Here is an 18,949-nt window from a genome sequence, read left to right as displayed (position 1 = left end):
TTAGCTAAAAGCGGTTTGGATTAAAATTTTCAATTTCTTTTTAAATCGGTAAAAAATTGAGGTTTGATAATCCAGTAAGTTATAAATTTCCTTTGAATTTGTGTAGGTTTCCGGAACCTTTTTTCCGTTAATTGTTGTTAATTTTCTACGTTTCATCGCATTGAAAATTACTTGTGCAAAGTATTCTCGAGATTTTGGCCTGTTTTCATTCTGAGAAATCCCTCCGGAGTGCGTTCTGTAAAGATAATTATTTTCATTAATGAATTTTACCTTTCCCTTCTCATACATTTTCAGATATAAGTCTTGATCTTCGGCAATTCTCATGATTGTATTCATCTTTTCTGTTTGTAAATAAACATCTTTTCTGAATGAAACAAAATGTACAATGTGTACCGGGCAATTGAAAAAATACGGATCCCCATTTGGAACTTGCATTGCCAACTTGGGAATTTCTAAAGGCTGAAGATTGTCATCACATTTTACAAATTTGGAATAGGTAAGAACTACATCTTTACTTTTCGTAAAAACAGTAATACTTGAAAGAAGTGCATCGGGAGAAATACCATCATCAGGATCTACAAAACCGCAAATTTCTCCATTGGCCAATTCTATCAGTTTTGCCTTTGTAATACCAACTCCGCAGTTTACCTCATTTTCAAATAGTTTGAATCTGCTGTCATCTTTTATAAGCCCATTAATGAGCTCTAGAGAATTGTCTGTGGAACAATCATCGAGAATAATAACTTCCCAATTGGTATATTTTTGAGAAATAATTGAATCATAACAATTTTTAAAAAATTTGCCATTATTATAGTTTGCGATGAGAATTGAGAATGTCATCATTAAATAAAAGTGTGTTTTAATTACTGCAAATATGATGATTATTCATAAAATAACAGTAATGTAATTTTAGATTGGTTATTATTTTTTGGTTAAAAATATGGTATTTATGAAATATTTTACTAATAAATTTTAATTTGATTAAAATTTGATTAAAACAGAAGTAAGGTGTTGGAAATTCGATATTTAGTGAAATAAAATGCCTAGCTTTGCAATATAAAAAAATACAATGAGTGAAATAGTAAGAGTCTTCAAGACATTTGTGGCATATGTAAAACGTCCCGATCTTTACCCTGAACTTGGGAGAAAAATCATAAAAAATACGGTTAATAGAAACAATGCATTTAAAGGAAAAGAAAAGACAAATCTTTGGGCAGCCGAGAGGGCGGTTACTCAGCAGAAAGCGGTTTCAGAACTCTTTAATGTGCACAAGTTGGAATTTGAAACTGACTTTAATGAAATATTAACTATAGCTAAAAAGAGAGAAACTGAATGTCCTATTAAAATGGGCGGAGCTGGTGCGTTAGAGCTGATTTATTATGCCTGTGAATTTACAAAAGCACAAAATGTTGTAGAAACAGGCGTTGCCTACGGATGGTCTTCTTTAGCCGCACTTTTATCTTTAAAAAAGCGAAACGGAGCACTTTTCAGTTCAGATATGCCTTACTTAGCACAAGATGGAGATCAATATGTGGGATATATTGTGCCTGAAAATTTTAAAAATAGCTGGAAATTATTTAGATTTGCCGATAAAGAATCGTTACCAAAGATTTTTGCTGATTGTGCTGAGTTTCATGTAGTGCATTATGATTCAGATAAAAGCTATAATGGAAGAATGTGGGCATATGAAGAATTGTATGCACATTTGAAGAAAGGCGGCATTTTTATCAGTGATGATATTGGGGACAATTCTGCGTTTCAGGATTTTTGTGAAAATAATAGTATTGAAGCGACCATTATAGAACATGAAAAAAAATATATAGGAGCATTTATAAAGTAATTTCTTTATATTTATCTCCGTTAAAGAAAATCCCTCTATGCTCTTTAATTCTATAGCCTTTCTTATTTTTTTGCCAATAGTTTTTATTCTCTATTGGTGTGTATTTAATAAGAATTATAAATTTCAGAATATGCTTTTACTGGCAGCCAGTTTTTACTTTTACGGCTGTTGGGATTGGCGGTTTCTTTTTCTTCTGATGTTTTCCATTGGGTTGGATTATTTTTCCGGCATTAAAATCGAGAATAGCAAGACCAAACGGGAAGCCACAATATGGCTGGTCATCAGTATTGGGATCAATTTGGGATTTTTAGGTTTCTTTAAATATTATAATTTCTTTATCGAAAACTTTGCCGAATTATTAAAAGCATTCGGTTTCGGAGTCAATATGTGGATTTTAAAAGTGATTTTGCCGGTTGGTATTTCATTCTATACATTTCATGGGCTTTCGTATGTGATTGATGTGTATAAAAAACGTATTCCGGCAGAAAGAAATTATGTAGATTATGCCGTTTTCGTTAGCTATTTTCCGCTTTTGGTGGCTGGGCCTATTGAGAGAGCAACGCATTTACTTCCTCAAATTCAGGTGAAACGATCTTTCGATTATCAAAAAGCAAAAGACGGAATGGCGCAGATTCTTTGGGGATTTTTCAAAAAAATGGTGATTGCCGATAATTGCGCTCCGATTGTTAACGAAATATTCAATAATTATCAAACCGAAAGTGCAAGTAATCTCGCGTTGGGAGCCGTTCTTTTCGCTTTCCAGATCTATGGAGATTTCTCAGGATATTCAGATATTGCCTTGGGAACTTCAAGATTATTTGGAATCGAATTATTAAAAAACTTCTCTTATCCGTATTTCTCACGAGATATTGCCGAGTTTTGGAGAAGATGGCATATTTCACTTTCTTCATGGTTCAGAGATTACCTTTATATTCCGCTAGGAGGGAGCAAGGGAGGATTGTGGATGAAAATTCGGAATACTTTTATCATCTTTTTAGTCAGTGGTTTTTGGCACGGCGCGAATTGGACTTTCATTATTTGGGGCGGACTAAATGCCGTATTTTTCCTCCCGTTATTGTTGGCTGAAAAGAACAGACATAATCTGGAAGTTGTTGCCATGGGGAAAATTATTCCTTCTTTCAGAGAGGTTTTCAGTATTCTTCTTACATTTACATTAACGTGTTTTGCGTGGATTTTCTTCAGAGCAGAAAGCGTTTCTCATGCCATTGGTTATATTAAAGGTATTTTCAGTCAAAGTTTATTTTCGTTTCCGACCGAATTCCGTCCGGTTTTATTCTGGCTTGTCATTTTTATGCTCGGAATGGAATGGATGAACAGAACGCATGATTATGGTTTAAAAATTCAGGAAAAAAAACCAATTGTTCAGGCTGTTATTTATATTGTAGTAGCATATTTAGTGTTGAATTTTGCCAATTTCGGAAGTAATGAATTTATTTATTTTCAGTTTTAAATGAAAAAGTTTCTTTCCATCTTATCCCTGTTTGTCGCCATTATGTTTGTAATTGGCTTGATAAAACTTGCTATTAGCCCGAATACAAATTATTCATATCCTTTTTTGAATGCGAAATTAGATTATCTTAAAAAACATCCTGAATACAATTTATACTTTATTGGAAGCTCAAAAGTGAATGATCAAATTGACAGTAAGTTGATTGATGAAAAGATAAAAGGTATAAAATCCTACAATTTAGGTGCAAATGCGGGTTTTAATCTTGAAAATTTTCAGACGTTGGAATATGTTTTACAAAATCCTTCTTTTAAACCTAAATATATTGTGCTGGAGCTTCAGGATAAAATAAATATTACAAGACAGAACTTAAAAACTGAAAGAAGTTTCGGAGCTTTTAATTATGAAAATACACTTTTTGCAATGAAATTTCAGAAAGAGGAACATGATTATAAACAAGTTGTTTTGTCAGCTGCTTCTTTTGTGTTAAATGTTTTTCATTTTAATAAATGTCACGACGAAAGAACAATTAGTAATGCTTACGATATCTCTGTAGATCAAAAACAGGGTTTTTCTGCATTAGAATACAGCGTGGTGCCAAGAATGAAGGAAGCGAAACTGAAAGAGGTTATTAAGACCAGATTAGAAAAATATCATGCAGATAACGAAAAGCATGTTCCAAATAAAATTTTAGTTGAAAAAATTAATGAATTGGCGGAAAAATGTAAGAAGAAAAATATTCAGCTAATCATGTTTATCCCTGGGCCTGCAGAGCCGGATGCGAAGAAACTTTTAGTATATCAAAATGTGTTGAAAGTTCCTGTGATAAGCCTTGTAAATCCTGATGCATATCCTGAGTTTTATCAATATGAAAACAGATGGGATACGGGGCATCTAAATGAAAAAGGATCGAGGATACTTTCTGCAAAAATGGCTCCGTTGCTGGAAGAAATTTTAGACAAAAAATAGAGTTATTTTCACATTAAGATTTAATTAAAGAACGACCAGGGTTTTGTAAATGATTGAGATAAGTCGTATTTTGCAGCCTTAAACATAAACCTATGATGAAAACATTCACTCAATTAAAGAAAAATATAGGTAAAAAGCCACAGGGGTTAAAAACAATAAAGGTAGCCTTGTTGGGTGATACAGCAACCCAGTTTCTTAATGTTGCACTGAAGGGCTCGGCGGTAGATCATGGCTTTGATTTGGATGTTTTCGAAGCAGATTTCGGTCAGATCTCCAGACAAATTTTAGATCCAACTTCAGAATATTACGAGTTTCAAGCCGATTATACGATCATTTTCGAATCTTCACATAAACTATTAAGTCAGTATTACAAGTCTTATAATTCTCAATTAAGTTTTGCCGAAAACAAAATCAACTACGTAGAAGAGTTATACGAAACTATTCAAAGTAGAACAAAAAGTAAGGTAATTTATTGTAATTTTCCGGGGATTGACAATCAGGTTTTTGGAAATTTTGCCAATAAAGTAGAATCATCTTTTGTTTTTCAACTAAATAAATTGAATTATCTTCTTTCCGCTCAAGTCGGAATCAATAAAAGTAATTTTTTCATCGCCGATCTTGTTTCACTTCAAAATAAATGGGGCAGAAATTTTATGTTTTCTCCCAATATTTATGTGAATACAGAAATGGTTCTTTCATTGGATGCGTTGCCAATTGTGGCAAATCATGTGATGAGCATTATTTCTTCTATTCAGGGTAAATTTAAAAAATGTGTAATTCTGGATTTGGATAACACCACTTGGGGCGGAATCATTGGTGACGATGGTTTAGAAAAAATTCAGATCGGAAGTTTAGGCATTGGAAAAGCTTTCACCGAATTTCAATATTGGGTAAAATCTTTACAGAAAAGAGGAGTTATTGTTGCTGTTTGTAGCAAGAATGATGAAGATAAAGCGAAAGAGCCATTCGAAAAACATCCTGATATGGTGCTAAAGCTTGATGATATCGCAGTTTTCGTTGCGAATTGGGATAACAAGGCAGATAATATCAGAAAAATTCAAAGTATTCTGAATATAGGGTTTGATTCTATGGTTTTTCTTGATGACAATCCGTTTGAAAGAAATATCGTAAGAGAAAATCTTCCTGATGTTTGCGTTCCGGAACTTCCTGAAGATCCAGCAGAATATCTTGAATATTTATACAGTTTAAACCTGTTCGAAACGGCAAGTTTTTCTGAAAATGATGCTGAAAGAACAAAACAATATCAGGTAGAAGCACAACGGGCGATTGCTTTGGAAAGCTTTACCAACGTAGAAGATTTCCTGAAAAGTATGAATATGGTTTCGGATGTTCAGGAGTTCAATAATTTTTCAAAACCGAGAGTTTCTCAGTTAACGCAACGTTCCAATCAGTTCAATTTAAGAACGATAAGATATACAGAACAAGAAGTCGAAAATCTAATGAATTCCGAAGATCATCATACGATTTCTTTCACACTAGAAGATAAATATGGCGATAACGGATTGATTTGCGTGATTGTTCTTGAAAAGAAAGATCAGGAAACACTTTTCATCGATACTTGGCTGATGAGTTGCCGTGTTTTAAAGCGCGGAATGGAAGATTTTACATTAAATACCATTGTAGATATCGCCAGAAAGAACGGTTTTAAATACGTGGAGGGAGAATATATTCCAACATCTAAAAATCAAATGGTTGCCGATCATTACGGTCGATTAGGATTTGATGTTCAGGAAGATAAATGGATTTTGAATGTAGATCACTATCAAACTAAAGAAGTTTTTATAACAAATAAATAATTCTAAATTTTAATAACGCATTATGGATAGAAATGAGATTTTAACTAAGCTTACGAATGTTTTTCAAGAAGAATTGGATAACGAAGAAATTGTATTAAACGCTGAAACGACTGCAGATGATATTGAAGAGTGGGATTCTCTTTCTCACATTCAGCTGATTGTGGCTGTTGAAAAGGCTTTCGGGATTCGTTTTACATCTTCAGAAATCCAAAGTTGGAATAATGTCGGTGAAATGGCAGATTCTATAGCTTCGAAATTATAATGAAATTTCATCACGTTGGGGTTGCCTGTAAAGATGTACAGGCAGAACTCCAAAATATCAGAAAGCTTCATAAAATTGTTGAAGAAACTGCCGTGGTTTTTGATCCTAATCAACAAGCAGAACTTTGCATGGTGACGGTTGAAGATGGTTTAAATATCGAATTTGTTTCGGGAAAACCTGTTGAGAATCTTTTGAAAAAAAGAATTTCTTACTACCATATTTGTTATGAGGTTGAAGATATTAACGCAACCATAGAACATCTTACACAAAATGGAGGAATGTTGATCTCTCCGCCCAAAGAAGCTATTCTTTTCAATAATCGAAAAGTAGCTTTTTTGATGCTTCCTTATGGAATTGTTGAACTTTTAAACGCGAATTGATGCAGTTTACATCATTAGTATTCATTCTTTTTTTCTCAGTTGTTTTTGCTGTCTACTGGTGGGTTTTAGGTAAAAAACTTAAAGCACAGAACGTATTTTTACTATTGGCCAGTTATATTTTTTATGCCAATTGGGATTGGAGATTTTTAATACTTTTGATTACAAGCTCGGCAATTAGTTATTATTTAGGATTAAAGATTTCTGAAAGTCAAGAGCCTAAACGAAAGAAATTATTAGTCAATCTTGGGCTTCTTTTTTCTATCGGGACGCTGTTTTATTTTAAATATTTCAATTTCTTTATAGATTCTTTTGCCGATTTATTTAATATTAAAAGCACACTTACGTTAACGATCATCCTTCCTTTGGGTATCAGTTTTTATACTTTTAGAATGATTAGTTATCTTCTTGATATAAAGAATAATAAATTGAAAGCAGAAACCGATGCGTTGGCTTTTTTCAATTATATTGCGTTCTTTCCGAGTATGACTTCCGGGCCGATTGATAAAGCTGGATTATTGTTGCCTCAATTAAAAAAAGAAAGAGTTTTTACGGTTGAAAACGGTTCAGATGCGGCGAGACAAATTCTTTTAGGAGCATTTAAAAAGTTAGTGGTTGCCAATAGCATTACACCGATTACTCAAGAAGTATTTCAAAATTACGATCACCTTTCAGGAAGCACAGTTGCTTTCGGGGTGGTATTGTTTCTTTTTGAAATGTATGCCGATTTTTCAGGATATTCTGATATGGCGATTGGTTTTGCAAAATTATTAGGTTTTAAAATCACGAAAAACTTTGCTTTCCCATTGTTTGCGCAAAATATTGCAGATTACTGGCGAAAATGGCATATTTCACTAACTTCTTGGTTAACGGAATATGTTTTTACACCCTTGGTTATTCAGTTTAGAGACTATGAAAAGAAGGGATTAATTGCCGCTATTATTTTGAATTTTATATTAATTGGAGCTTGGCACGGACCGAGATTTACCTTTGTATTGTTCGGATTACTTCACGGACTTTATTATGTTCCTTTGATTTTAAAAGACAAATTAAACAAGAAGAAAAAATTTACCAAATCTATTCCTACGCTTCCGGAATTTGGAAATATTATGCTTACAATGACTATGGTTTGCTTTGCTTTAGTTCTTTTTGTGGCACCGAATCTTACAGACGCTTTCGGAATGTATGGCAGAATTTTCAGCCTTTCATTATTCTCGATTCCGAAATTTATTCAGGTTAAAATTTTAGGATTAATAGGAATCATTATTTTGATAGACTGGTTGAATAAAGATAAAGAACACGGTCTTGAAATCAGCCGTTTCAAGCCTGTTACGAGAAGACTATTTTACATTTTCCTGATTTTTATGATCATGTATTACGGTGTATTTGGAAATGGAAGTTTCATCTATGAACAGTTTTAATATGAAGAAGTTTTTAATTAAAATATCGTTTTATATTGTAGGAATTGTGGCCGTTCTACTGTTCTTGGGAACTTATGCAGACGGCAATACAGATGATAATTACAGACATTACATTGGGCCAAGTCCTTCAAATATGATCTTGGGAGATTCCCGCGGCGGCCAGGCTTTAGTTCCGGACGTTTTGGACGAAAAATTTAAAGGTAAAACATTTAATAATTTCGCTTTAAATATTGGAGATTCGCCTTACGGACAGGTTTATCTTGAAGCCTTAAAGAAAAAAATAAATCCTGATACGAAAGACGGAATTTTTATTTTAACGGTTGATCCTTGGTGTTTTTCAATGGATAAAAATCTAGAAAATTCAAAAGAAGATCCGGATAAAAATTCTCCTCTGGCAGATATGAATTTTTTCAACATGACTCCGAATTACGAATATCTTCTAAAACATTATTCCCGAAGTTGGTTTAATATTTATAAAGAAAGAGAAGAAGTTGGAAAATCTGTGACCTATCTGCATAAAAACGGCTGGATGGAAGTAAGTGTAGATGTACATCCGGATAGTGTAAGCGCAAGAGCGGTAAAGAAGATTGAAGGCTATACAGATTTAATGAAGAATCAAAAAGTATCACCCTTTAGAACGAAGGGCTTTGTTGATATGATTCAATACCTGAAGAATAAAGGGAGCGTTTATATTGTAAGAATTCCGGCTTTTGGTGGAATGATGAAACTTGAAGATCAATACGCGCCTGATTTCAGCGAAAAAATAGAAAATATCGCCCAAAAAAACGGAGTAAAGTTCTTCGATTTATCTAAAAAACCGGATGATTATATTTACACAGACGGAAACCACATGTATAAAGAATCTGGTAAAAAGTTTACAGCTCAGATTGCTGATTCTATCTTGTTGGATAAGAGAAAGTTAAAATAAATTCTTTCTGAAATTAATATTAAATAATCCCGAACGTATACTTGGATAATCTGTAATCAGATATTTCCCGATCATTCCCCATTTTTTAATTTTTGGAGCCAAAGCGATCTCGAAACTTCGATGCATTCTGTTGATATGAGTTTTTACATTTTCAGGTAGTGTTTCTTCGTTTTTAGCCCAATTATTAAGCTCGTTCCACAGTAAAACGCGGGTTGTTGCAGGGTTTATTTTGCCTGAATTCACCTTTGTTATTCTATTATTTTCATGTACGCCTCTCATGGCCACAGCTTGGTCTAAAATGCCAGGATAAAGATCGAGGTAATAGGAGAGTCTGAAAAGAAATTCACTGTCCTGATGAAGCTTTAAATTTGTTTTAAAAAAATCCTTCATCTTCTGTAAAGATGTTTTGCGTATAGTAAGCGCATCTAGCGTAAACTGCCCGAAAGTTCCTCGCATGTGTATTTGTCCCGGAAATACATCTTTTGGATGATGCTTTTTATAAACAGTGGTTAAACGATCTTCATATTGATTATAATATTGTTCTTTTGCCTTTTCAGAATAATACTGAACGCCAATAGCTCCGTAAATACCTTCTACTTCAGGATTTTTGAACATTTCTTTTTCTGCATCAAATCTGTTGGGTAGATAATAATCATCTGCATCCAAAAAGGCAATAAAATCTCCGGTCGCTTTTTCAAGACCTAAGTTTCTTGAAGCTCCCGCACCATGATTTTCTTGATCAGGATGTTGAAAAAGCTTTACTTTTTCATGCTTTTGGGCTAATTCCTGACAAATTTTTAGGGCGTTATCCGGCGATTTATCTTCAATTAAAATAATTTCGAATACTTCTTCAAACTGCAAAGCAGATTCTACAGCCTGAGAAACGTATTTTTCGGCATTATAAACGGGAACGATGACAGATATTTTCATTAATATAAATTTAACTTAAAATATCGAATGTCTGAAATTAATATTATATAATCCTGAGCGAATACTTTTGTAGTCGGTGATGAGGTATGTTGCAATCATTCCGTATTTTTTGAATCTTGGAGCAATGGCAATCTCAAAACTGCGATGCATTCTATGAATATGAATTTTCACATTTTCCGGCATAGAAGGCTCGTTTTGTGCCCATTGATCTAATTCTTTCCACAAAAAAACACGCGTTGTTGCAGGATTTATTTTAGCAGAATCTACTGTTGTAATTCTGTTGTTTTCATGAATACCTCTCAGAGCCACAGGCGTTTCGTTAATTCCTGTATACAATTTTAAGTAATAAGCTAATCTCACAACAAATTCAGAATCCTGATGGAGTCGGAGAGAGGTTTCGAACATTTTATGAATCTTCAACATTGAAGATTTTCTTAGCGTTAAAGCATCCAAATGAATCAATCCAAAAGTTCCTCTAAAATGAACTAATCCTTGATAAACATGCTCTGGCTCAGTTTTTTTATATACAGTATCCAATTTGTCTTGATAAATAGGATAATATTGTTCTCTCGCTTTTTCCGAATAATATTGAACACCAGTAGCTCCGTAAACGCCTTCTACTTTAGGATTTTTAAACAAATCTCTTTCCGCATTAAAACGATTGGGTAAATAAATGTCATCTGCATCTAGAAATGCAATAAAATCTCCGGTTACCTTTTCCAAACCCAAATTTCTTGAAGCTCCTGCCCCGTGATTCCCTTTGTCAGGATGTTGATAAAGCTTTACCTGATTATATTTTTCCGCTAATTTCTGACAAACTTCCAGCGCATTATCGGGCGATTTGTCTTCAATTAAAACAACTTCATAGACTTCTTCAAACTGCAAAGCCGATTCCACAGCTTGTGAAACATACTTTTCAGCATTATAAACGGGAATGATGACGGATATTTTCATACTTATCGGTTGAGATATGTAAAACGATATTGTGTTTTTAAAATAAGCGGGTTTTTGATGACCTCTAAAAAGATGTTTGAATATTTGTTCAATCCTTTTTTCAGCGCCAGATCAAATGATTTATAAGTTAAATAAATTTTAGCTTTAGCCTCAGATGATAAGGCGTTTGCTTTAGCCCAATCATTCATTGAGGTCCAAAGTAGCAGCTGTCTTTCATTGTATTGAGGTGAATATCTTACAATTTTTGTAATTCTGTTATTGTCATGAACACCTCTTATAGCAATAGCTTTATCTATAATTCCGGATTTCAGATGACAATGAAATGCCAGTTTAACAATGAAATCTGAGTCCTGATGTACACGAAGTTTTTCGTTAAAGCGTAAATTATTCTTTTCTAAAGCTGATTTTCTGATAGTTAAGGCATTCAAATGAAAAAAAGTTCCGAAGACTTTGGGAGTTAAGCCCAATAATCCCAAAAATACGTCATTGCCTTCTGCTGGAAAATTTACTGTAGTTAAAGAAATATTTTTAAATTTTTCTTCAAATTCTTTTCTACCTTTTTCGGTTAAATATTCTACGCCAATTGCGCCAAATACTCCCTCAATTTTTTCATCTTTAAAAATTTCTTTTTCTGCATCAAAACGATTCGGAAGATAATAATCATCAGAATCTAAAAATGAAATAAATTCGCAATTTGCTTTTTCTAATCCTAAATTTCGGGTAGCTCCTGCGCCATGATTTTCTTTGTCGGGATGCTGATACAATTTAATCCGTGAATCTTTCAATATCAACTTTTGACAAACCTCTAAAGAATTGTCGGTAGATTTATCTTCAATTAAAACGATTTCCTTTACTTCGTTTAATTGCAAGACAGAATCTACAGCTTTTTCTAAAAATTCTGAGGCATTATAAACAGGGATGATTACCGAAACATTCATGCTTTGCTGTATATGGATTTTAATTTTTCACTGAAGATATCAGGATCATGGTTCTTTTTAATTCTTTCAACTGAATTTTTTGATTTTTCTTTCAATTGTTCAGGATTGGCAAAGATATCTTCTATAATATTCTCAAGTTGAGATTTTATGGCTTTTTTAAGCTCTTCTTTTTGTTCATCTGTATAATAAAGCGCCTGCTTCAGACGATTTTGAGGAATATTGATTAACCAACCACAATTTTCATTATTAATTTCCGGTAAAGCCCGAATGTCTGTCGTGATTACAGGAACTCCCGCAGCCTGCATTTCGAGAACCGAAAATCCGTAGGTGTCTGACCAAGTGGGCAACAAACCGAAATGAGATTCTTTGATTAATTCTAAAACCTTTTCATTCGGAATATTTTCAAATAAAGTGATCCAGTCTTCTTTTTTCAAGAGTTCTTTGGTTTCCTGAGCTTCTTTTTCAGAAACTTTGGTTACGTAATTATCCGTTTTAAAAGATGAAATAATCTTCAGTTTAAAATTATATTTTGACTTTAGTTTTCTTAAAACGTCTACCATTTCTACGCCGCCTTTCAGGTGAAATTGTGTTCCGACAAAAATTAAATTGAATGTTTCAATATTGTTATAAATATTCGAACTGTCTCTTGGAATAATTTCCTGAGGCGGATGTATTACCGTAAGTTTAGCTTCAATCTGATCTTTAAATTCAGGATAATGCTTTAAAAGTTCTAGCTGAATATTGGCAGAAGCCTGTGAAATAGAAACTATTCCCAAACAATTTTTTTTGGCAATTTGTTTCAGCCCATCTGCTGTTTTTGAGTTTTTTATATGTTGAGGTTCAGTTTTTTGATGATCGTTTCTTGTTTCCAAAAAACGCGGAACCAATGTTTCAAAAGAAACCACCCACTTTTGAGACGAATAATTGATGTCATTATAAAGATGCAGAACATCAATTGTAGGTTTTTGATAAAAGTAGTATTTTCCTTCGATATTTGATTTTTTTCGAAAGATTAAGTTTTTTACTGTCGACAATGAATGAAAAAGATTGTTGTTATTTCTCAGAAAGACATACTCACAGCCGGAAACTTTATCTAAAATATTCCTTCTGATGGGGTAATCATTTTTTGTCAATCCTATTTTCATGCTATTGTAAGTGCTTTTTATTGTTTTTAAACCAAAGTGCAAGAATTAATAAATTCCAGTGCTGAAGTTGCCTGTTAAGTTTTTTTTGAACTTCATTAAAATCAAGATATTCAAAAATATAGCTGTTTTTATTTTCTAGTAATTCTTTACTTAAAGCTTGTAACTCTGGTTCCTTAAACCATTCGCTTACAGAAGCTCCGAAGCCATTTTTTCTGCGTTTGGCGATTTCTTCTGTCCATGCCTGTGAATAAGCCTTTCTCAGAATAATTTTATCCTCCGTAGAATTCACTTTATATTGCGAAGGAAGCTGAATGCAAAATTCAGCAAAATCAATATCCAAAAACGGAATTCTCACCTCTACAGAATTATACATAGAGGTTCTGTCGCCTTTCAACAACATATTGGCGGGAACGTATTTTTCCAGATCAATTCGCATCAAATCATTGTAGTTTTCATTAGTTGGAGTGAAGCTGAAATCTTGCCCCGGAACTTCTTCCTGAATTCCTAATTTTTTTATTTCGGCAACCGTAAAATGGTTTCTTACTTTGTTTTGATGATAATCTAACGTGTCTTTATATTCTGCTCTATGACGTCTTTCTGAACCAATTTCTCTGAATTTTCCTGCTAAAAGAAACATTTTAGACAAATAATCGGGGTAATATCCTTTTTCAGAAATATTGATGTTATATCGATAGAAACTGTACCCACCGAACAACTCGTCTCCCACATCCCCGGAAAGAATAACCTTCAGATCTTTTGACGCTTCTTTAAAAATAAGGTGAGTTGGAAGCAAAGAAGTATCCATTAAAGGTTCGTCCATATAAGAATACACTTCCTGAAGGGTTTCAGAAATTTTCTGTTTTCTGTCTAAAAGAATATGGTGATCGGTCTTGTATTTATCGGCAATGGCTTGTGCATAAGGCATCTCATTTAAATCACCGCTTTCATAGCCATAAACAAGGGTCTTGATATTCTCTTTATACTTGGATGCCACAGCTACAATGGTGCTGGAATCTAAACCTCCCGAAAGAAATGAACCTACGGGAACATCGGCAATTAACTGTTTTTTCACTGCATTATCCAAAAGGTATTTAAACTTTTCGATGCTTTCCTCCAAACTTAATTTAGAATCCTGAGTAGGAATTTTCCAATATGGTTTTATCTCAAACTTGCCATCTTTTAACACTAAAGTATGGGCAGGTTTTAGATTGAAAATATTTTTATAAACCGTTTTGTGAGGATGAATGTAGCCGTTCTTTAAATAATACGCAATTTGTGCTTTATCAATTTCAGGTTTTATCAATCCGGTCGCAAGAATCGCTTTGATCTCGGAGGCAAATATGAATTCTCCGTTTTGTCCGATTGCGTAATAAAAAGGTTTTTCTCCAAAACGATCTCTGGCGCAGAATAACTCCTGTTTTTTTTCATCCCAAATAGCAAAGGCAAACATTCCTGGAAGATCATGAATGAGGTCTTTTTGTTTTTTCTGGTACATGGCCAAAATCACCTCTGTATCAGAGCCTCCACGAAAAGGGTAATCCGAATATTGATTTTTAATATCCTGGTAACCATAAATTTCACCATTCAGAACAATACATTCTTTCTTTGTGCTGGAAAACATCGGTTGCTTACCATTTTCAGATAAATCAATGATAGAAAGTCTGCGATGTCCCAAAGCGGCATTCTCAAAAAATTCATGATCTGCAGCATCGGGACCACGATACTCCATGGCATCGGTCATTTTCTGAATTTCAGATTGATAGTTTCGGGCGTTTTTTGTTATGATTCCGGCGATTCCACACATGGGCGTTTTGTTATTTTTTTTGAAATTGAGCAGGAAGATACAATGTGAATCTGCCTGTTTTTACAACTTTATATTTTTCTGGATGATTTACAAATTTTAAAGGTATAATTTCTTTTGGACTGAAAGGATAATCATTACTTTCAATGTAAATGTAGTCATCTGGTGTTTTACCAACTTTTTTTATAATATAATTGATGTAATCTTTTAATGTAAAGTAATAGTAAATAGGTGGTGTTGCATCCAACATATACAAATACCCCATTAAATGATTACTGGAATATATTACGTTCGGTTGGTTTTCCAGATAAGGTCGCAAGTCATCCAAATCTTTCTTTCTGCCTTTGTCTAAATAAAGGTCATATCCGTTTACTTTCACCTTCTCATTTTGTTCGGTAAAAACAAAATCTTTCCAGCCTTTTTCTGTAAGACGCGCCGGAAAAGTAACGATTAAGAAAATTAACACGATTGAATAACCCGCTATCCAATAGATATTTCGATATAATTTAATAAAGCAGATAAGAGTAAGTAAAAAATAATAAACTATATAAACATGTAGACGCAAATGGAACCATGTTTGAGATCCAAATGTTAAACCATACGGGATTACCAAAAGAAGTGTAATGAGATATTTATTGGCTATTGGCTCTTCCTTCATTAACCAGAATCTAAGTACAAGTAAATGGGTAAATAGAATTTGCATGATGTAACCGTATTCTAAAAAAAAGAAATAAGTGATTACAGTTAATATCCCCGTTACAGCCACTATTTTCTCTAGAATACTAATTGACTTTAAAGAAAACTTTGCTTTTTTTAAAAAGAAATAAGCAATGGCTACTGGTAAAATTGCATTCAAGAAAAGATATACAAACCAAAGAACCATAAATCTTTTTGAATGCTGCTTTCTGTGGAATGTAAGATATTCTTTTAAAAATTTGAATTGATCTAAAAAATTTTCTGTGGTATCCATCGTAGTGAAATAAATGATAATACCAATTGAAAAACCAGCAAGATAATACAAAGAATTTGTTATCCTTTTTTCTTTATCTGCCAACCATAAAAATAATGAAATAGGGATTAATACAACTACGTGAGAGTTTCCATCAAACAAAATAAAAGATAGGATAAACCCAGCAAATAATATAATGAATTGCTTTTTTAGTATAAATGAAATGAGAATTAATGACAATCCTATATTGACCAGAATTGTATTTCCTATATATTGTTGTAAGGATAGATTAGTAATACTCCAAGTATGGAAAGCAACGAATATACCTATTAAACTGAAAACAAATATATATTTATTGATTTTGAAATATTTGAAGACGCAGAAGTACAGAATAAAATTACTTAGGATAAGAGTAGTCGTGGTATTTATTCTGAAACGATGAATGTCCGGGGTATACAGGAACTTAAAAATTCTGAAATAATTAGTTCTGTCAAAGCTCAAATATTCTCCTTTATTTTTAAAGTAAGAAAGATAATAAGCTTCGTCATTAAAAATAAATCCTTTACCTAAATTGGCATAGGTAATGTAGCCCAAAAATACTGTCCCAATAATAATAATTACTGAGAAAATTTTATAGATATCTATTTTTTGAATAAACTTCATACAATAGGTATTATTTTTCACATTCAAAAATGAATGCAGATGCAATATTTTTACTTAGCGGATGATATTGTAAGATAACATCTAGGAATTTAATAGGGAAAGTAAGGCACATTACAATAATTAATAAAATATTGTGTAAAGGCTTAATTCCGAATGAAAAAAGCATGACCACCCATTCCTGCAATTGCCAAAGCATACCACCTGTTGGGCTGATTGAATGTATTTTAAGATTATTAAACTCCTGAAATTGTACTTTTATTCCTTCATAAGTAAATCTTTGAAAATCGTACGGAGACGCGTGAAAACCTTGCATAAAAGGAATTTCGCATAATAACTTTCCACCAGGTTTTAGTACTCGATGAATTTCTGCTATTACAGCCTGAGGATTAGGAACGTGTTCTAAAACTGCAATATTAATAATCTGATCTACAGAATTATCCTTAAAAGGTAGCTTTGTAATGTCGCAAACTACATTTACAGGATTATAAGGTATAAGATCTACATTTATAATATCTTCTCTTAAATCTGTATAGCCACTTCCTAAATTTACAATTACCTTATCAGAATTTTTTGTCTCCTTTAGTAATTTCTTTAAAAAATAATATCTGGATGGATAAAGCGGAGCAATAATATATATTAATAGCTCATATAACCATACATATTTTTTAAAAAATGTTTTAATTTTATCGAGGGAATCAGAAACGATATCTTCATTAAATTCCAGAAATACAAATTTTCCATCTTTGTATTCATAGTTTTGGCCGGCTGCAATAATTGATTGTATTTTTTCTTTCATTTTTGAATTTTCTTAATAATTAACAGTTTATAAAGTCTTTGTAATGGGGGTTACAGATAAGTAGTATACAGTTTTTTTAAATATTCTTCGGGTGATATTTTACTAAAGAAGTCTTTTGTGCTATCTTCAAAATCAATATCATAATACGAGCCTTCATTTACAACTTCATACATTAGTTTTTTACCTAGATGGTTTTCTAAAGGAGTAATGACCTCGGTTAAAGAAAACTGGTAAGGATATACTAAATTGAAAATTTTATTTTCTATTTTATTTTCATGAATAAATAGAGCTACATCATTTACACCAATAAAAACTCTTTTTGCTTTGCCATGTACTTTAATTGTTTTTCCTTCTTCAATAGAATTTTTAAGATAATTGATTAAAGTATTGTTATTTCCTCCTTTCCCTACAGCATTTCCAATTCTGAAAATAGCATATTCTTGACAAGACTCTGAAATTATTTTTTCCATGTTGAGCTTATGCATTACATAGTGGCTTTCAGTTTTTGAAGAATCATACACACTGCAAGTTGAAAAATAAATCAACTTTTTATTAGGGTATTTCTCAATTGTTGAATGAAGGAGATCAAGTTCTCGTTGGAATTCAGATGCTTTGGTTTCTAACGAATTAGAAACTCCTGAAGCGAAAAATATTATATTCTCATCATCAAAAGACCTGAATGCATTTGCTAAAATTCCGTTACCAATAATCATACGTTGATCGTTTTTTCAATAATAGTGTAAGGTCTGTTTCTTACTTCGTTATAAATTCTGTAAATATATTCGCCAATTAATCCTAAGCTAATTAGCAATATAGAATTAAAAAATGCCATTATTATGATTATAGTTGTATAACCGGGCACCTCAATTTCATTTTTTAAATACCTTACAAGAGTAAATATTGTAAAGAGAATAGAAATTAAAAGCCCAAGATTTCCTAAAATACTGATAATTTGTAAAGGTAAAGATGAAAAAGAAAAAATACCGTCTTTTGCTATTTTTATAAGTTTTTTTAGTGAATATCCAGATTCGCCCTCCACTCTTCCGCTTCTTTCGTAACGTAGCCCAAGTTGCTTAAACCCTACCCAAGCTCTAATACCTCTCAAATAAGGATTTTGCTCATTTAAAGTAAGCATTTTATCTTTTACATTTTTTGTCATCACACAGAAGTCTCCAGAATCTAAAGGGATTTTGGTATCGCTTATTGAATTTAAAAATCTGTAAAAGCTGCCATAAGCCAGTTTTTTTAACTTGTTTTCTTTTCTTTTTTCCCGGATGCCATATACTACTTCATATCCTTTATCTAGTTCATCAAAAAAACGTGGAAGAAGTGATGGGGGATCCTGAAGATCATCATCTATAATGGCTATATAATCACCAGTTGCATAGCTAAGACCTGTTTTTACAGCAATTTGATGTCCGAAATTTCTCGAAAGTTTAATTGCTTTTATATAGGGATATTTATCAGATAAAGCCTCTATTACTTCGAAACTTCCGTCTGGGCTTCCGTCTTCCACCAAAACAAGTTCCAGATCCCAATTTGATATCTTTCTTTGGTCATCCACTGCCTCCAAAGTTTTATACAAAAATTTAGAAGAATTGTAGACAGGAATAATGAGGGAAATTTTTTGATGCATAGTGTTTTTTATCTTAGTGTTTATAATTTTCAAAAATATAAAAAAAATATTTGAA

The 18,949-nt window shown here is 32.7% G+C and carries 18 protein-coding genes; 8 read left to right on the top strand and 10 right to left on the bottom strand.

The features are described from left to right. Positions 1-843, bottom strand: coding sequence for a glycosyltransferase (locus ABEG63_RS03560; protein ID WP_346583040.1), 843 nt, complete (start codon positions 841-843; stop codon positions 1-3). A gap of 226 nt (positions 844-1,069) precedes the next feature. Between ABEG63_RS03560 and ABEG63_RS03555 the strand changes: the two genes are divergently transcribed. From ABEG63_RS03555 to ABEG63_RS03520, 8 genes are all read left to right on the top strand, one after another. Continuing rightward, entirely contained in the window at positions 1,070-1,840 is a 771-nt protein-coding gene (locus tag ABEG63_RS03555; RefSeq protein ID WP_346583038.1) for a class I SAM-dependent methyltransferase, read from the top strand. 37 nt (positions 1,841-1,877) lie between these two features. Beyond that, positions 1,878-3,311, top strand: coding sequence for an MBOAT family O-acyltransferase (locus tag ABEG63_RS03550; protein ID WP_346583036.1), 1,434 nt, complete (start codon positions 1,878-1,880; stop codon positions 3,309-3,311). Beyond that, positions 3,312-4,277, top strand: a complete 966-nt coding sequence (locus ABEG63_RS03545) for a hypothetical protein (RefSeq protein ID WP_346583034.1) — start codon at positions 3,312-3,314, stop codon at positions 4,275-4,277. A gap of 92 nt (positions 4,278-4,369) precedes the next feature. Continuing rightward, entirely contained in the window at positions 4,370-6,094 is a 1,725-nt protein-coding gene (locus ABEG63_RS03540) for an HAD-IIIC family phosphatase (protein WP_346583032.1), read from the top strand. A 22-nt stretch (positions 6,095-6,116) separates the two neighbouring features. Continuing rightward, positions 6,117-6,356 carry an acyl carrier protein gene (locus ABEG63_RS03535; protein WP_267405617.1) on the top strand — a complete coding sequence of 80 codons (240 nt, stop codon included), beginning with the start codon at positions 6,117-6,119 and terminating at the stop codon, positions 6,354-6,356. Next, a complete protein-coding gene (locus tag ABEG63_RS03530; RefSeq protein ID WP_346583030.1) occupies positions 6,356-6,736 on the top strand; it encodes a VOC family protein in 381 nt (126 codons plus the stop codon). The genes ABEG63_RS03535 and ABEG63_RS03530 overlap by 1 nt, the downstream gene beginning before the upstream one ends. After that, positions 6,736-8,154 (top strand): MBOAT family O-acyltransferase, encoded by a 1,419-nt coding sequence (locus ABEG63_RS03525; protein ID WP_346583028.1) that lies wholly within the window; start codon positions 6,736-6,738, stop codon positions 8,152-8,154. The genes ABEG63_RS03530 and ABEG63_RS03525 overlap by 1 nt, the downstream gene beginning before the upstream one ends. A gap of 1 nt (position 8,155) precedes the next feature. After that, entirely contained in the window at positions 8,156-9,082 is a 927-nt protein-coding gene (locus ABEG63_RS03520) for a hypothetical protein (protein WP_346583026.1), read from the top strand. Here the strand turns inward: ABEG63_RS03520 and ABEG63_RS03515 are convergent. The 9 genes from ABEG63_RS03515 to ABEG63_RS03475 are packed head-to-tail and all read right to left on the bottom strand — an operon-like array spanning position 9,074 to position 18,894. Next, positions 9,074-10,012 (bottom strand): glycosyltransferase family 2 protein, encoded by a 939-nt coding sequence (locus ABEG63_RS03515; RefSeq protein WP_346583023.1) that lies wholly within the window; start codon positions 10,010-10,012, stop codon positions 9,074-9,076. The genes ABEG63_RS03520 and ABEG63_RS03515 overlap by 9 nt on opposite strands. 15 nt (positions 10,013-10,027) lie before the next feature. Continuing rightward, the gene (locus ABEG63_RS03510; RefSeq protein WP_346583021.1) at positions 10,028-10,966 is read right to left on the bottom strand and encodes a glycosyltransferase family 2 protein; all 939 of its coding nucleotides are present in this window, start codon (positions 10,964-10,966) and stop codon (positions 10,028-10,030) included. Positions 10,967-10,968: 2 nt separating this feature from the next. After that, positions 10,969-11,904 carry a glycosyltransferase family 2 protein gene (locus ABEG63_RS03505; RefSeq protein ID WP_346583019.1) on the bottom strand — a complete coding sequence of 312 codons (936 nt, stop codon included), beginning with the start codon at positions 11,902-11,904 and terminating at the stop codon, positions 10,969-10,971. Next, on the bottom strand, positions 11,901-13,049 hold the full coding sequence (locus ABEG63_RS03500; RefSeq protein WP_346583017.1) for a glycosyltransferase family 4 protein: 1,149 nt from the start codon (positions 13,047-13,049) through the stop codon (positions 11,901-11,903). The genes ABEG63_RS03505 and ABEG63_RS03500 overlap by 4 nt, the downstream gene beginning before the upstream one ends. Position 13,050: 1 nt before the next feature. Continuing rightward, positions 13,051-14,853, bottom strand: a complete 1,803-nt coding sequence (gene asnB, locus ABEG63_RS03495) for an asparagine synthase (glutamine-hydrolyzing) (RefSeq protein WP_346583015.1) — start codon at positions 14,851-14,853, stop codon at positions 13,051-13,053. Between the two features lie 10 nt (positions 14,854-14,863). Then, complete coding sequence (locus ABEG63_RS03490; protein WP_346583014.1) at positions 14,864-16,462, bottom strand: hypothetical protein; 1,599 nt, start codon at positions 16,460-16,462, stop codon at positions 14,864-14,866. 10 nt (positions 16,463-16,472) lie between these two features. Beyond that, a complete protein-coding gene (locus ABEG63_RS03485; RefSeq protein ID WP_267405606.1) occupies positions 16,473-17,258 on the bottom strand; it encodes a class I SAM-dependent methyltransferase in 786 nt (261 codons plus the stop codon). Between the two features lie 50 nt (positions 17,259-17,308). Then, complete coding sequence (locus tag ABEG63_RS03480) at positions 17,309-17,971, bottom strand: NAD-dependent epimerase/dehydratase family protein (protein ID WP_346583012.1); 663 nt, start codon at positions 17,969-17,971, stop codon at positions 17,309-17,311. Continuing rightward, complete coding sequence (locus ABEG63_RS03475; RefSeq protein WP_346583010.1) at positions 17,968-18,894, bottom strand: glycosyltransferase family 2 protein; 927 nt, start codon at positions 18,892-18,894, stop codon at positions 17,968-17,970. Before ABEG63_RS03475 ends, ABEG63_RS03480 begins: the two co-directional genes overlap by 4 nt. Between the last annotated feature and the right edge of the window lie 55 nt (positions 18,895-18,949).

Source organism: Chryseobacterium sp. C39-AII1 (assembly GCF_039672645.1).
In the GTDB taxonomy this organism is placed as follows: domain Bacteria; phylum Bacteroidota; class Bacteroidia; order Flavobacteriales; family Weeksellaceae; genus Chryseobacterium.
The sequence above is the reverse complement of the archived record's forward strand: the minus strand, read 5'-3'. Positions and strand labels throughout refer to the sequence as shown.

What these genes read in the sequence shown, in the direction of transcription:
- ABEG63_RS03560 (WP_346583040.1), bottom strand. Translation starts at nt 843, where the DNA reads ATGATGACATTCTCAATTCTCATCGCAAACTATAATAATGGCAAATTT.
- ABEG63_RS03555 (WP_346583038.1), top strand. Translation starts at nt 1,070, where the DNA reads ATGAGTGAAATAGTAAGAGTCTTCAAGACATTTGTGGCATATGTAAAA.
- ABEG63_RS03550 (WP_346583036.1), top strand. Translation starts at nt 1,878, where the DNA reads ATGCTCTTTAATTCTATAGCCTTTCTTATTTTTTTGCCAATAGTTTTT.
- ABEG63_RS03545 (WP_346583034.1), top strand. Translation starts at nt 3,312, where the DNA reads ATGAAAAAGTTTCTTTCCATCTTATCCCTGTTTGTCGCCATTATGTTT.
- ABEG63_RS03540 (WP_346583032.1), top strand. Translation starts at nt 4,370, where the DNA reads ATGATGAAAACATTCACTCAATTAAAGAAAAATATAGGTAAAAAGCCA.
- ABEG63_RS03535 (WP_267405617.1), top strand. Translation starts at nt 6,117, where the DNA reads ATGGATAGAAATGAGATTTTAACTAAGCTTACGAATGTTTTTCAAGAA.
- ABEG63_RS03530 (WP_346583030.1), top strand. Translation starts at nt 6,356, where the DNA reads ATGAAATTTCATCACGTTGGGGTTGCCTGTAAAGATGTACAGGCAGAA.
- ABEG63_RS03525 (WP_346583028.1), top strand. Translation starts at nt 6,736, where the DNA reads ATGCAGTTTACATCATTAGTATTCATTCTTTTTTTCTCAGTTGTTTTT.
- ABEG63_RS03520 (WP_346583026.1), top strand. Translation starts at nt 8,156, where the DNA reads ATGAAGAAGTTTTTAATTAAAATATCGTTTTATATTGTAGGAATTGTG.
- ABEG63_RS03515 (WP_346583023.1), bottom strand. Translation starts at nt 10,012, where the DNA reads ATGAAAATATCTGTCATCGTTCCCGTTTATAATGCCGAAAAATACGTT.
- ABEG63_RS03510 (WP_346583021.1), bottom strand. Translation starts at nt 10,966, where the DNA reads ATGAAAATATCCGTCATCATTCCCGTTTATAATGCTGAAAAGTATGTT.
- ABEG63_RS03505 (WP_346583019.1), bottom strand. Translation starts at nt 11,904, where the DNA reads ATGAATGTTTCGGTAATCATCCCTGTTTATAATGCCTCAGAATTTTTA.
- ABEG63_RS03500 (WP_346583017.1), bottom strand. Translation starts at nt 13,049, where the DNA reads ATGAAAATAGGATTGACAAAAAATGATTACCCCATCAGAAGGAATATT.
- asnB (WP_346583015.1), bottom strand. Translation starts at nt 14,853, where the DNA reads ATGTGTGGAATCGCCGGAATCATAACAAAAAACGCCCGAAACTATCAA.
- ABEG63_RS03490 (WP_346583014.1), bottom strand. Translation starts at nt 16,462, where the DNA reads ATGAAGTTTATTCAAAAAATAGATATCTATAAAATTTTCTCAGTAATT.
- ABEG63_RS03485 (WP_267405606.1), bottom strand. Translation starts at nt 17,258, where the DNA reads ATGAAAGAAAAAATACAATCAATTATTGCAGCCGGCCAAAACTATGAA.
- ABEG63_RS03480 (WP_346583012.1), bottom strand. Translation starts at nt 17,971, where the DNA reads ATGATTATTGGTAACGGAATTTTAGCAAATGCATTCAGGTCTTTTGAT.
- ABEG63_RS03475 (WP_346583010.1), bottom strand. Translation starts at nt 18,894, where the DNA reads ATGCATCAAAAAATTTCCCTCATTATTCCTGTCTACAATTCTTCTAAA.